The following is a 12,867-nucleotide window of genomic DNA, read 5'->3' on the forward strand; positions in this document are numbered from 1 at the left end:
CCTCGCCGTCATGGCGACCCGATGGGACGGAGGAAACGGGTGATCGACCGGGAGCGACTGGCCACGGGCCTGGCGGAGGAGCGCCGCCTCTTCGCCGAGCGGAACCCGGAGTCCCGCCGGGCGGCGTCGGAGGCGACCAACCTCTTCGGCGGGGTGCCGATGACGTGGATGGCGAAGACGGCCGGGGGCTTCCCGCTGTTCCTGGACCGGGCGTCGGGGGCGAGGGTCACAACGCTCGACGGCCACGAGCTCGTGGACTTCTGCCTCGGGGACACCGGGGCCATGGCGGGGCACTCGCCGCCGGCGACGGTCGCCGCGGTGCAGGCGCGCTATGCCGAGGCGGGCGGGGCGACGGCGATGATGCCGACCGAGGACGCCGCCGCGGTGGCGGCCGAGCTGACCCGGCGCTTCGGGGTCAGCTCGTGGAGCTTCGCCCTGACCGCCACCGACGCCAACCGCTGGGCGCTGCGCCTGTGCCGGGCGCTGACCGGGCGGCCGAAGGTGCTGGTGAACGCGTGGTGCTATCACGGCAGCGTCGACGAGTCGCTGATCGTGACGTCGCCGTCGGGGCCGGTGCCGCGGCCGGGCAACGTCGGCGCGCCGTGCGACGTGACCGAGAGCAGCCGGGTGGTGGAGTTCAACGACCTCGCCGCGCTCGAGGCCGAGCTAGCGCACGGTGACGTGGCCGTCGTGTTGATGGAGCCGGCCCTGACCAACATGGGCATCGTCCTGCCCGAGGACGGCTACCTCGACGGCGTGCGCGAGCTCACCCGCGCCGCGGGGACCCTGCTGATCATCGACGAGACCCACACGCTGTCGGCCGGGCCCGGTGGGTGCACGCAGGCGTGGGGGCTCGACCCCGACATCGTCACCCTCGGCAAGGCCATCGCCGGCGGCATCCCCATCGGCGCCTACGGGCTCCACGCCGACCTGGCCGAGCGCCTCCTGTCCCGCTCGGACCTGGACCTGGTGGACACCGGCGGCGTCGGCGGCACCCTCGCCGGCAACGCCCTGTCCCTGGCGGCGGCCCGGGCGACGCTCGAGCAGGTGCTGACCGAGGAGGCGTTCGCCGCGATGACCGCCCTGTGCACCCGCTACCACGAGGGCGTCGAGCGCCTCATCGCCGACCGGGCCCTGCCGTGGTCGGCCAGCCAGCTCGGCGCCCGCTCCGAGTACCGCTTCACGTCGCCCGCCCCCCGCAACGGCACCGAGTCCCACGCCGCCACCGACGTCGACCTCGAGGACTACCTCCACCTCTACCTGGTGAACCGCGGCGTCCTGCTGACCCCGTTCCACAACATGGCCCTCATGTGCCCAGCGACGACCGAGGCCGACGTCGACCTCCACTTGCAGATCCTGGACGAGGCGGTGGCGGCGCTGACGTGACCCAACCTGACGTGTGACCGCGCTATCCCTGATGCCTGGGCTGTAAGGAAACAGGATCTCGTTTATGGGCTCTACGCGACCAACCTGGGACGGCGGGGTCGGCCGGCCCGGCCACGAAGCCCCGGATGGTCAGCCAGGGTCCGTCCATGTCCAGTGACGTGCTAGTGCCTTCACTGGCGACTCGTCCGGCCAGGGATCGAACAAGGGCACCGGACGGGCGATCCACCCCCCTCAGCGCCGACACCACCCGCTCGACGAGGTAGGCGACCGTGCCCGAGTCGAGCTCATCGTCGCTGACCATCACGCGGCCGTCACGCGCTTTCGCCGAGCGGCGATCTGCGCGGACGACGGCGCTGCTTGCCGCTTCGCCGGATGGATGGGAAGACCGGCTACCTATCGTCCGAGGCAAAGGCACTGAAGTCGACGGCCGAAGCAAGGTCCGTAGTCCGCTCGATGCACCGCAGGACCCCAGGGTCCTTCACTCGTTTCACCAGTTTGTCGAGGGCGCCCAGTAGATCAGCGGCTTGTTGCCCGAAGCCGTTACGCAGCTCTTCACGGGCCAACATGGCCCGGGCCATCGCCTCCGCTTCGGCTTCGTTGGACCGTCGTGCCAACTCGATAGCGTCCCGGTAGAGCACTCGACCGCCCTCAGGGTTGCCGCTCCGGAACTCGAACAGACCGGTGGTTGCGCTGATGGCAACTCGTTCGAGTCGCTCGTGCGCGTTCACCCGCGCCGTACGCAGTGCAGCCACCGCATCATTGGGCTTGCCCATTTCGATCAGCGAGTAGGCGAGGTTGTTGGCAAGAGTCGAGTCGTTGGGGTTAGCGCGGAGGCCCACCTGCGCAGCGCGCTGGCTAGTCTCCCAGTCCTCCTTGCCGATGGCCGCGACGTACGATGCGTGAATCGCTGCACTTGCATCGAAGGGTTGATCGTCGAGCCACGCCCAGCTTTCGGCCAGCGCCAAGTCCCATTGGCCTCGTTGCGTTGCCGCTTGGGCGAGCGCCTCGGCACGGAATGGAACCTGCAGCGCCTCTGGGTCGACCTCCAGGGTTGTGAGCTTGTGGGAAGCCCACTCGGCCTGGGCGAGGCTGTTGTCGGTGGGTGCGGTGAGACTCGCTACGAACAGTTTCTTGGCGGCGCGGTCGCCGCCCGCCTTCAGTTCAAGGGTCGCCATCTCGCTGACGAGGTCCGAATTCTCGATGGGCCTGAACCGGCCCGAATCGATGATCCGCCGAGCGACACGCTTTCCCGGCAGCGGCTTCCTCTCGAGGCTCGTAGCCGATAGGAGCGTGGCCATAAGCCAGGGGTCCGAGTTGGTTCGAGCTGACTGCCGCAAGAGTTGGGCGGCCGCACCTGGCTTGCCGATGTGAATGTAGAAGCGAGCGGAGACGCGGAGGAGATACCGGCTCTCGGGAGCGAGGCCTCGGGCGATCGTGAGTGCCTTCTCGGCCTGTTCGATGTGACCGAGGGCGGTGTAGCGCCGGGCGAGGTCGGACCATGCAATCGGGTTGCGGACGTCGTGAGCGATCCGTCGCTTGGAGTCGCGGATCTTCGACGCAAGGAATCCTTCCGATGCGGAGCCAAGATTCGCTCCGGGAATCTCCGTGGGCTGGCCGGGGTCCCGGATCCGCGCCGCGAGCCCGAGGTAGGTCGGGTTGTTGCTTCTGGAGAGCAGGTCGATTGCGGGGTGCGACTCGCTGGCCGTTCCAGCTACCAGGTGGGCACCAACGACCTCCGCCGCTGCCAGCTCGGTTCCGACGATCGACCATCGGAACTCAAGACCTTCGAGATCGTCGCGCTGGCCCTCTGTGAGCGGACGCTGTTGAGGCAGGTTCTGAAACTCTCCTGCCTCAATGGTCCTGCGGATGCTGCGCCACCGAGGTACTACGTGGCGGTCCTTCCTGGTACGGCCCGCCGCCACCTACGACAGAACCCTGGCGAGATGGAGGTCGGCCTGCTTGGACAGCCGGTCGAACAAGGATGTGTACCGGCCGATGGCGTAACGCGGAAGTCCCTCCAGGCGGGGGCTACCGCGAAGGGCCGGGTCAGGGTCACACATCTCCCGGATGACTTTCATCAGGTCGCCGCGAAGCGGTTCGCGGATCCGGTCGGCGATACCAAGGAGAGCGCGGTCATACGCGTCCCGGACATACGGAAGCACGTTGCGGTAGGAGTTGGGCCAGACCCGGTGATGAAACGTCGGGTCGAGTTCCTTGAAGATCAACGCAGTGAGTCCACTGCCCGTGGCGAGAAACACGACCATGGAGCCGACGTGGTACATATCGCATGCCCATCGCCGGACCCGATCGTCGGTCTGCGGGTGGTTGTAGAGGAGTTCCAACGGCGCGTACGTCGAGTCCCCGTTTATTCCGGCCCCGCTCCACAGGGACCCATCGACACCATCCGAGGCTCGCCCCAGGTCTCCGACCTTCGCATCATCCCCAAAGGTCATAATGTTCGACGGCTTCACGTCTTGGTGCGAGATCGACATCGCGTGGAGCTGCCCGATGCCTTTGGAGATGCCATGCATCACGTTCAGCGACCAGGCCTCGTCGAACGCGTTCCCGTTGCTCTCAATGGCCTTCCGGATGTCACCATCAGCGCACTCGAAGATGAGGTACGGCACGGCGGAGAGGACACCGAACATCGGGTCGAAGCGCCCGGCGGGGGCAACGGTCTCACCTGCACTGATGCCGCGGACAACGTTTGACATGCGCCGCGATCCGCACCGCAGGACGATGGCCTTCTCGTGCTCGTAGGACACGGTGCCGAGTGCCAGGGCCCGGGCGACATCATGACCAATCGTCGTGAGCTTGGCGAGGTCGAGCGCCTTCATGAATGCACGCTCGGGCTCACCGTGGACCTCCCGCTCGACGATGTACGGCACCGAGAACGTCGAGCCTGTGGCGTGATCGGCCAGCGGCATGCCTTCGGTCACGACCCAGCCTTCGTCTAGCTCCACGCCGATGAGGACTTCGGCGGGACGCTTTTCCGGGGACGGATCGGCTGGTGTACGGGCATCATCGGACATCAGCCATGCCGCCCGTCGGCACGCCGGCGCTCGCGGCCCGTCCGCACGTGCGCGCCAGAATCGTTGATCCGCCACCTCATCATCTGCTCACTGACTCCAAAGTGCTCCGCTGCCTTCACGAGGGGTACTCCCGACCGAACCACCTCTACGGCCGCTGGCTCTGGGACCAACAGCACCGAGCCGAAGTAGTCCGCCTCCGCCTCTACACCTGCGTGGAGCTCTCGACACCCAGTCTCGTTGAGCGGCGGGGCATCCTGATGGTCCAGGATCACGTGCGCGAGTTCGTGGGCGAGGTTCGACTGCTGGCGGGCCGGCGAGTGGCTGTCATTCAGCCAGATGCCAACCCGGTCTCGTCGTCGCACGATTGCTGCGGACATAGCGTTCGGCTCAACGTGGGTGAGGTGGTGGGAGTACTCGCTCTCAGGCATCTCGCTCAGGCGGATGATCTTGATGTCGAGCTGGTCAGCGAGCTCGAAGCAGCAGACGCGATCGTGGACCCCTGCCCCTGCAGCGCTCCGGACGCGCAGACTCTGCAGCTTAGCGGCTGCTTTGAACCCGTAGGGCAGCTTCCGTTTCCGCAGCTGGGCTCGGCTCAGGTGGTCGTCGTCAGCTGTCGGCATCTTCCCGCAACGCTTCGTACGTGGCTCGCAACATCTCTTCAATAGCGGTCACTGACGTTTTCGAGAGGTTCGGGTCGGCCCGCAGCAGCGCACTGATGCGAGGCAGTGCTTCAGCCTCGCCGCGGACATCTCCGACCACGAAAGTGTCGAGGTCCAACCCCGCCCAGCTGGCCAAGGCAGCCATGCTGTCGACGTCAGGTCGCTTACCTTGCTTCATCCGCGTAAGAGTCGACGGGCTGACGCCGGCGGCGGCGGCCACGTCTTTCCAGGTGAGGCTCTTCGTGTCTCGTTGTAAGTCGAGCGCCTTGTAGAAGGCCTCGGCATTGAAGGAGTTGCGCCGGTTCATGTGTGCGACGCGCTGATTCGCCAACGGAGGGCGATGCCTGATTCGGTCATCGGTTGCAGGATAGCAATCATGCCGTGGATGCGAGCGAACTCTCCGGCTCCGGCGCCTCCGCTGCGCGCTCATCGGTCCGTGGTCGGCAGCGTGCGCCCGTCAGCGCGGCCGCGACGCGATGCCCGGATATCTCCGCACTCGGAGCATTCCGGGCCCTGGCGCGGCGTGGTGTATTCGACTTCGCCAGTGATCGGGAGGGCTCGGAAGTAGTTGGTGCCGGCGTGAGCGCGAGGCAGTCCGGTGATGTGAAACATGAACTCGTTCACGGCATGGGACGCAGCGACGCTGTTGATGGTGACGACGCTCGGCGCAGCGACATCAGGGTCGTCGACGTAGCGTTGTCGGCCTGCCTGCTCGACGCCGACGGCCTCCTCGGCGAGACGGGTGGGCGGGATGAGGTTGTTGCACCAGAGGCATCCCGTTTCGGGCCCGAAAGGGCGGACGACGGAGAATACGTCGGTGATGGCGCCGTCAGCCTTACGGACCGCGACCTTCGCGCCGAGCTGCACCGCGGGGATGCCGTACTGGAACGCGACGGCATTGACAACGAGGCGGGCTCGGAACGAGTCGGCAGCGAGGAAGATGTAGTCCGCTCCGGTGAGAGTCCGGGCTACGTCCTCGTGGGAGACGTCACCGTTGATGCGGGTGACTTCGCAGCGCTTGTTCGCCCGCTTCGCGATCCTGGCGGCGACGTTCACCTTGGGCCGGGCAAACCGGCGGCCGATACGCCGGACCCAGGCGGGGCGACCATCACGGGTAAGCCACTCCATGGCATCGAGACGTCGGGCCCCGACCCAGCGCGGGAGGTTTGTGGGCTCGACGACGTCGTCATCGATGACGATGAGGTGCCCGACGCCGAGGCGAGCGAGGAGCTCTACGAGGATGGACCCGATACCGCCGCACCCGACGACTACGACGGTCGCTCGTCGGAGCAGCTCCTGGCCACGGTCGCCAAACAGAAGTGCCTGACGGGTGTAGTCACCCTCGCAGGTGTCGACGTCGCGGAGGTTGGGAGTGATGAGCAATCTAGTGGTCCCCGAAACGACCACTCGATCGAGCGGGTGTCGGCTTCGATCGGGAAGCCAAACGTCGCCGGCTGCAGATGCGACGGCGAAGACAGCGCCAACTACTGGCTGACCGCCAAGGATGTCGAGGAGGGCCGGGTATCCGCGCTCCTGGGACGCGCGGTCCGCGGACGACAGGCCGACGCCTGTCGTACCCCCGTGGCAGTGGACGGCGATGTAGGCGAGCCCCTCCTCGGCGGCCCGGTCGCTAACCTCCTGGACGAAGTCAGCAGTGAGCATTCGGTAGCCCCGTCGTCCGGGGACGTAGTCGACGCCGTCCTGGGCGAGGATGACATCGCGGGCGATCAGCCGCACACCGTTGGTCGTGTGAGCGACCCCGGCAAGGATTGCGGCGCCGTGTTCATCGTCGTCTCCGGGGAACAGGTGGTCGTACAGGCGCCGCCACTGGGTTTCAGTAACGCGGAGCTCGTAGGTCGGGCTCATGCGGACCGGAGCCAGTCGATGACCTTCAAGGCTTTCCCTGTTGCGGTGTCGCGCGTCGGGTCCCAGCGGTTCGACTTCCGGGAGACCTGGAGACAGGGCCCTTCGCGAATGGGTACGACGGCCCCGGCGGTGACCGCCGGCGGCAGACCACCGGTTGTGAGTGCGCAGGTGGCGTCGATGAACAGGGGGTAGACGTCGGCGTATGGGTAGGTCGACGCTATGTGGAACGCGAGCCATGTTGAACCAGGCGCCCACTTGGATCCCAGATCGATGCTGTCGATCTCGACCCACGCCCCGGCGGTGTCGGGTGTGACGGCGACGCAGTTGTCGCCGAAGGTGGCCTTGATCTCGTCGATCGCTCCGGCGATCTCCGGCGAGAGGGTGGTCGCCCCGCTCACGAGTTGTCGTCTGGGGCGACTGCGCGAAACTCGCTCTTCTCGACGATGGCGATCTTGTCGTCGTCTCCTACTACCTCCAGGCGCCCGTTCGGGCGCCGGATTGAGAGCTGGAAGTCGAGTTCGATGTCGACGCCGGCGGCGATGGCAGCCTCCTTGACCTGCAGGCCGGTGACGCGGTGGTCGGTCATTGGGACTGGCTTCTTGTTGACGGTGATGTTGAACGGGCGCATGGTCTACCTCGGTTCTGAAACTGGCTGTCGATTTGACAAGTGCAAGTATACCGAGAGTCGAAGAGAATTGCATTTGTCAAACTATGACATCCGTCACATGCTCAGCGCCTACAGAGCGGATCCACCGCCCCCACCCAGGATCCGAGTTGGCGCGCTGCTGGGGTGGGACCTTCGCCAATCCGATGGTCGTCCCGTCGGTGCTCTCGTGGGTCGTCTCAGGCGAGAGGCCGGAGTCGCTCGTTGCCACCCCGTGAAACGCCGTGGAACCCTAAGGCCGCAAGGTCAAGTCGTCCCCCGCCCCCAAGGAAGTCCCGGGCCAGGAGCACTTCTCGGCGTGGGGCCTCCTGCTTCCAGGCCGACCTGTGGCGATCTACTAACGATCGCTCGTGGTCTGGGCATGCAGGCGACGCATACGCTTCCGCGTGGCGTGACCTTCAGCCCGCGATCAGCGCAGCTAGGCCGAGTCGGTGGGCAGGCCGATGGCACCAGCCTCGGCAAGGCGAACGATGTCCTCTTCGCCGCACCCGAGCTCACTCAGTACGTCCCGAGTGTGCTCGCCCAGCCACGGGGGTGGCGTCGCCGCCCGCCCGCCGGCGTCGCTGAAGTGCACCGGCGGCGCCGCTAGGCGGACGGGGCCGACACCCTCGACCTCGACCTCTTCGACCATGCCGTTCTCGACGACTTGGGGGTCGGCGAGGACCTGGTCGAGGCGGTTGACCCTCGTGCAGGGGATGCCTCTGGCGCCGAGGAGCTCGGACCAGTGGTCGGCGGGCTTCGTCACCAGGACGTCGGTGATGAGGGCGATGACCTCGTCGCGGTTGGCGACCCTCGTGGACACGTCGATCATGCGGGGGTCGGTGATCCACTCGGGGTGGTCCATCGCCTCGCAGAGGCTGACCCACATGGTGTCGTTGAACACGGCGATGACCAGCCAGTCGTCGGCGGTGGGGAAGGCCTGGTAGGGCACGCCGAAGGTGGAGCCCGAGCCCTGGGGGCCGGGGACGATCCCCGTGGCCTGCAGGAAGGTCAGGTGGTAGGAGAGCATCGCCAACTGGCCCTCCAGGAGGGAGGTGTCGACGTGCTGGCCGCGGCCGGTGTGGTGGCGGGCCTCGAGGGCGCCCAGCACGCCGATGGTGGCGAACAGGCCGGCGCCGACGTCGGCGACGGACAGGCCCATCTTCACGGGGCCGCCGCCCACCTCGCCGGTGACGCTCATCGATCCCGAGAAGGCCTGCATGAACAGGTCGTTGGCCCGCTCCTCCTTGCGGGGACCGGTGCGGCCGAACCCGCTGATCGAGCAGTAGACGAGGCGGGGGTTGAGGGCGGCGAGGGCGTCGTAGCCGAGGCCGGCGGCCTCGAGGGCACCGACCCGGAAGTTCTCGATGAACACGTCGGCCTCGGCCGCCAGCTTCCGGACGATCTCGACGCCCTCGGGGGCCTTGAGGTCGACGGCGATGCTGCGCTTCCCGCGGTTGGCCGAGGCGAAATAGTGGCCGAGCTTCCCCTCGAGGTGCGGCGGCCAGGCCCGGCTGTCGTCGCCGGTGCCGATGCGCTCGACCTTGACCACCTCGGCGCCCATGTCGGCCAGCACCATGGCGCAGTAGGGGGCGGCCATGGCCACGCCCACCTCCACCACCTTCAACCCCGACAGCGGTCCGCTCATCGTCTCATCGTCCCTTGAACTCGGGTGGTCGCTTGGCCAGGAAGGCGGCGAGGCCCTCGGCGGCGTCCTCGCTCGCCATGGCCTCGCCCATCAGGTCCCGCTCCAGGGCCAGGCCTTCGGTCAGCGGCAGCTCCATCGCCGCCCGGACGGCCCGCTTCGCGAGGCCCAGGGCGACGGGGGAGCGGGCCGCGATGGCGGCGGCGAGGGTGGCGGTGACGACCTCGAGCTCCTCGGCGGGGACCACCTGCTCGACGAGGCCCAGGCGCAGCGCCTCGTCGGCGTCCACCACCTCGCCGGTCAGGATCAGCCGCATCGCCGCGCCGGGCCAGATCAGGCGGGGCAGGCGCTGGGTGCCGCCGCCGCCGGGGATGAGGCCGAGCCCGACCTCGGGCTGGCCGAAGCAGGACCGGCTGGACGCGATGCGCAGGTCGGCCGACAGCGCCAGCTCGCAGCCGCCCCCCAGGCACCAGCCGTCGATCATGGCGATGACCGGACGGGGGCACTCGGCGATCGCGTCGTAGACGCGACGGCCCGACGCCTGGGCCCGGTACTCGTCGGCGTCCAGCTGCGCGCCCTCGGCCAGGTCGGCGCCCGAGGCGAACGCCTTGCCGCCGTTGCCCGAGATCACAACCACGCCCACGTCGTCCGAGCCCGCGGCCCAGTCGACGCCCTCGATGAGTGCGGCCCGGGTGGCCGAGTCGAGGGCGTTGCGGCGCTCGGGTCGGTCGATTCGCAGGTGCAGCACCCGTGCGGTCAGGTCGACGCTGAGGTTGGTCAGCTCGGGGACGGTCACGACTGGTACAGAAGCATGCCCGTGTAGAGCAACGACGGCTTCGGCGCGTCGACCACCCGCAGGTCCAGCTCCTGGACGAGCAGGGTGCCCTGCGGCCGCTCGCGCACGTCGACGAGGCGCATGCGGCCGTGGATCGTGCTGCCCACCCGGACCGGGGCCAGGAAGCGGTACGACTCGGCGCCGTAGTTCACCCGGCTGCGCTCGCCGGTGACCCGGAAGCCGGGGTCGGGTCGGACCGCGGGCATGACCGCGAGCAGCAGGTCGCCGTGGGCGATGGTGCCGCCGTACGGGCCGGCGGCGGCCCGCTCGACGTCGACGTGGATCCACTGGTGGTCGGCGGTGAGGTCGGCGAACCAGTCGACGAGGTCCTGGTCGATGGTCAGCGGCGGCCCCCAGTCGCCGGGCTCGTCGCTGATCTGGGCCCGCAGCCCGTCGAGGTCGTCGAAGGCGATGTCCACGGGGCTCATCCTTGGGGCGGGGTGTGCAGGATCACGGCCTTGCGCACCATCGAGGGTCGGTCGTTGCCCACCACGTGGGTGGCGATCTCCAGGGTCAGCCGGGTGCCCTTGGCGTGGGCCTGCACGTCGACCAGCCGCTGGCGGGTGTGGATCACCGAGCCGGCGGGCACGGGGTCGAGGTAGCGGAGCCCGTCGCTGCCGTAGTTGAGGGTGCTGCCCTGGCCCACCACCTTGAAGGGGCTGGGCGGGCGGATGCGGGGGCCGAGCGCGAGGGTCAGCAGCCCGTGGGCGATCGTCGTGCCGAAGGGGCTCTCGGCCGCAGCGCGCTCGACGTCGACGTGGATCCACTGCCGGTCACCGGTGCGGTCCCCGAAGTCGTCGAGCATGGCCTGGTCGACCAGGAGCTCGTCGCCCCAGTCGGTGTACTCCTCGCTGATCTCCGCCCGGAGCGCGTCCAGGTCGTCGAAGCGGATCTCCTTCACGGCGCCGCTCACCTCATCCTCCGTTCCCGGCCGCGAACCGGCCGCTCTCGAACAGCTCCGGGGGGAACCGCTCCACCACGTCGTCCTCGATCTGCACGCCGAAGGTGTTCAGCGCCGCCGAGATCATGCGGTACTGGCCCACCGTGAAGACGACGTCCATGCGCTGCTGCTCGCTCCAGTGCTCGACGAGCGCGGCCCAGGTCGCGTCGCTGATCCGGTCGTCGGCCATGAGCTCGTCGGTGGCCTGGAGCAGCGCCCGGTCGGCCGGCGCCCACCCGGGCGCGTCGGGGCCGTCGACGACCCGGGCGATCTCCTCGTCGGTGCACCCGACGGCCCGGGCGATGCTCACGTGCTGGACCCACTCGTAGGCCGAGCCGGCCAGCAGGCCGACCCGCAGCGTGGCCAGCTCGCGGGCCCGCTTGGGGAGGGTGTTCGTGCCGAGGATGTGGTTGCCGAACGGCATCCACCGGTGCAGCAGCACGGGGTGGCGGGCCACGGTGCTGAGCACGTTGAGCACCTTGCCGTCGTTGTGGCGGGAGACCTTGTCCATGAGCGCGGCGGTCTCGTCGTCCCAGTCGTCGGGCGTCGTGGGCAGCACCCGCGGCTCGGTGGGGCTCATCGTCTCCCGCTCCTGGCTCGTTCCTCGCCGGGCCGCTCGGGCCACGCCTTCGTCCCTCGGCTCATCGGGGCTCCTTCGGCAGGCCGAGCACCCGCTCGGCGACGATCGTGCGCTGCACCTCGCTGGTGCCGGCGTAGATCGTCCCGGCGCGGGCGTTGAGGAAGATGGTGGCCCACGAGGCCGTGCTGTTCGGGGCGGTGGCGTCGTCGGGGCCGAACACGATGAGGGGGGCGTGACCGGTCGGGGCCAGGCCGTCGGGCCCGAGCAGGTCCATGGCCAGCTCGGTGATCTCCTGGTGGTGCTCGGACCACAGCAGCTTGTTGATCGACGCCCCGGGCCCGGGGGCCCGCCCGGCCAGCAGGTCCGCCTTCACCTGCTCGCCCAGGTACCGCATGATCTGCACCTTCGTGTAGCTGCGGGCGACGCGCTGGCGGATCACGGGGTCGTCGGCCCGCCCTCGCTCCCTCGCGAGGGCGATCAGGCGGTCGCACTCGGCCTCGAAGCGGATGATCTCGGTGGCGGTGTTCTCGCCGCGCTCGTAGCCGAGCACGGTCATCGCCACGGCCCAGCCGTCGTCGACCTCGCCGACCACGTCGCCGGCGGGCACCCGGGCGTCGGTGAAGAAGACCTCGTTGAAGTCGCTGCCGCCCGACATCATCCGGATCGGCCGGACCTCGACGCCGGTCTGGCGCATGTCCATGAGCAGCAGGGAGATGCCCTTGTGCTTGGGGGCGTCCGGGTTGGTGCGGCAGAGGACGAAGATGTGGTCGGCCACGTGGCCGGCCGAGGTCCAGACCTTCTGGCCGTTCACCCGCCACTCGTCGCCGTCCAGCACCGCGGTGGTGGTCAGGCCGGCGAGGTCCGAGCCGGCGCCGGGCTCGGAGTAACCCTGGCACCAGCGGTCCTCACCGGAGAGGATCCGGGGCAGGTAGTGCGCCTTCTGCTCGGGGGTGCCCCAGTGCAGCAGCGTGTTGCCCAGCAGGCGCATGCCGAAGCCGTCGGTCTGCACGCCGAGCGGCAGCCCCGCCCGGGTCAGCTCCTCGGCGGCGACGATGGCGTCCTCGATCGAGCGTCCGGCGCCGCCGTACTCGACCGGCCAGGTGATGCCGAGGAGCCCGTTGTCGTAGAGGACCTTGCGCCACCGCTCGAGGAACCCGTCGACCTCGTCGGGGTCGAGGGCGCCGACCCCTTGGAACCCGGTGGGGGCGTGCTCGGCGATGACGGCCCGCACCCGGTCGCGGAAGGGCCCCCCATCACTCGACACAAACCAACACTATCATG

At 68.6% G+C, this 12,867-nt stretch carries 14 protein-coding genes; 1 reads left to right on the top strand and 13 read right to left on the bottom strand.

Annotated features, from left to right (window positions below):
* Positions 1 to 21 precede the first annotated feature (21 nt).
* Positions 22 to 1,386: an aminotransferase class III-fold pyridoxal phosphate-dependent enzyme gene (locus JNK12_08990; protein MBL8776054.1), complete on the top strand. Its 1,365-nt coding sequence runs from the start codon at positions 22 to 24 to the stop codon at positions 1,384 to 1,386.
* A 389-nt stretch (positions 1,387 to 1,775) separates the two neighbouring features.
* Here the strand turns inward: JNK12_08990 and JNK12_08995 are convergent, their stop codons facing one another.
* From JNK12_08995 to JNK12_09055, 13 genes are all read right to left on the bottom strand, one after another.
* A complete protein-coding gene (locus JNK12_08995) occupies positions 1,776 to 3,308 on the bottom strand; it encodes a hypothetical protein (protein MBL8776055.1) in 1,533 nt (510 codons plus the stop codon).
* Positions 3,309 to 4,418 (bottom strand): hypothetical protein, encoded by a 1,110-nt coding sequence (locus JNK12_09000; protein ID MBL8776056.1) that lies wholly within the window; start codon positions 4,416 to 4,418, stop codon positions 3,309 to 3,311.
* Entirely contained in the window at positions 4,418 to 5,038 is a 621-nt protein-coding gene (locus JNK12_09005; protein ID MBL8776057.1) for an ImmA/IrrE family metallo-endopeptidase, read from the bottom strand. The genes JNK12_09000 and JNK12_09005 overlap by 1 nt, the downstream gene beginning before the upstream one ends.
* A complete protein-coding gene (locus tag JNK12_09010) occupies positions 5,025 to 5,384 on the bottom strand; it encodes a helix-turn-helix transcriptional regulator (protein ID MBL8776058.1) in 360 nt (119 codons plus the stop codon). The genes JNK12_09005 and JNK12_09010 overlap by 14 nt, the downstream gene beginning before the upstream one ends.
* A gap of 119 nt (positions 5,385 to 5,503) precedes the next feature.
* Positions 5,504 to 6,943, bottom strand: coding sequence for a ThiF family adenylyltransferase (locus JNK12_09015; GenBank protein MBL8776059.1), 1,440 nt, complete (start codon positions 6,941 to 6,943; stop codon positions 5,504 to 5,506).
* Positions 6,940 to 7,341, bottom strand: coding sequence for a hypothetical protein (locus tag JNK12_09020; protein MBL8776060.1), 402 nt, complete (start codon positions 7,339 to 7,341; stop codon positions 6,940 to 6,942). The genes JNK12_09015 and JNK12_09020 overlap by 4 nt, the downstream gene beginning before the upstream one ends.
* A complete protein-coding gene (locus JNK12_09025) occupies positions 7,338 to 7,571 on the bottom strand; it encodes a multiubiquitin domain-containing protein (GenBank protein MBL8776061.1) in 234 nt (77 codons plus the stop codon). Before JNK12_09025 ends, JNK12_09020 begins: the two co-directional genes overlap by 4 nt.
* Before the next feature lie 454 nt (positions 7,572 to 8,025).
* A complete protein-coding gene (locus JNK12_09030) occupies positions 8,026 to 9,234 on the bottom strand; it encodes a CoA transferase (GenBank protein MBL8776062.1) in 1,209 nt (402 codons plus the stop codon).
* 4 nt (positions 9,235 to 9,238) lie between these two features.
* Complete coding sequence (locus JNK12_09035) at positions 9,239 to 10,027, bottom strand: enoyl-CoA hydratase/isomerase family protein (GenBank protein MBL8776063.1); 789 nt, start codon at positions 10,025 to 10,027, stop codon at positions 9,239 to 9,241.
* Positions 10,024 to 10,485, bottom strand: coding sequence for a MaoC family dehydratase N-terminal domain-containing protein (locus JNK12_09040; protein MBL8776064.1), 462 nt, complete (start codon positions 10,483 to 10,485; stop codon positions 10,024 to 10,026). The genes JNK12_09035 and JNK12_09040 overlap by 4 nt, the downstream gene beginning before the upstream one ends.
* Positions 10,486 to 10,490: 5 nt before the next feature.
* Positions 10,491 to 10,979 (bottom strand): dehydratase, encoded by a 489-nt coding sequence (locus JNK12_09045; GenBank protein MBL8776065.1) that lies wholly within the window; start codon positions 10,977 to 10,979, stop codon positions 10,491 to 10,493.
* Position 10,980: 1 nt separating this feature from the next.
* Positions 10,981 to 11,586 carry a carboxymuconolactone decarboxylase family protein gene (locus JNK12_09050; protein MBL8776066.1) on the bottom strand — a complete coding sequence of 202 codons (606 nt, stop codon included), beginning with the start codon at positions 11,584 to 11,586 and terminating at the stop codon, positions 10,981 to 10,983.
* 61 nt (positions 11,587 to 11,647) lie between these two features.
* Positions 11,648 to 12,850 (bottom strand): acyl-CoA dehydrogenase family protein, encoded by a 1,203-nt coding sequence (locus JNK12_09055; protein MBL8776067.1) that lies wholly within the window; start codon positions 12,848 to 12,850, stop codon positions 11,648 to 11,650.
* Positions 12,851 to 12,867: the final 17 nt, after the last annotated feature.

The sequence above is a fragment of the Acidimicrobiales bacterium genome (genome assembly GCA_016794585.1).
Lineage (GTDB): Bacteria > Actinomycetota > Acidimicrobiia > Acidimicrobiales > DATDAH01 > JAEUJM01.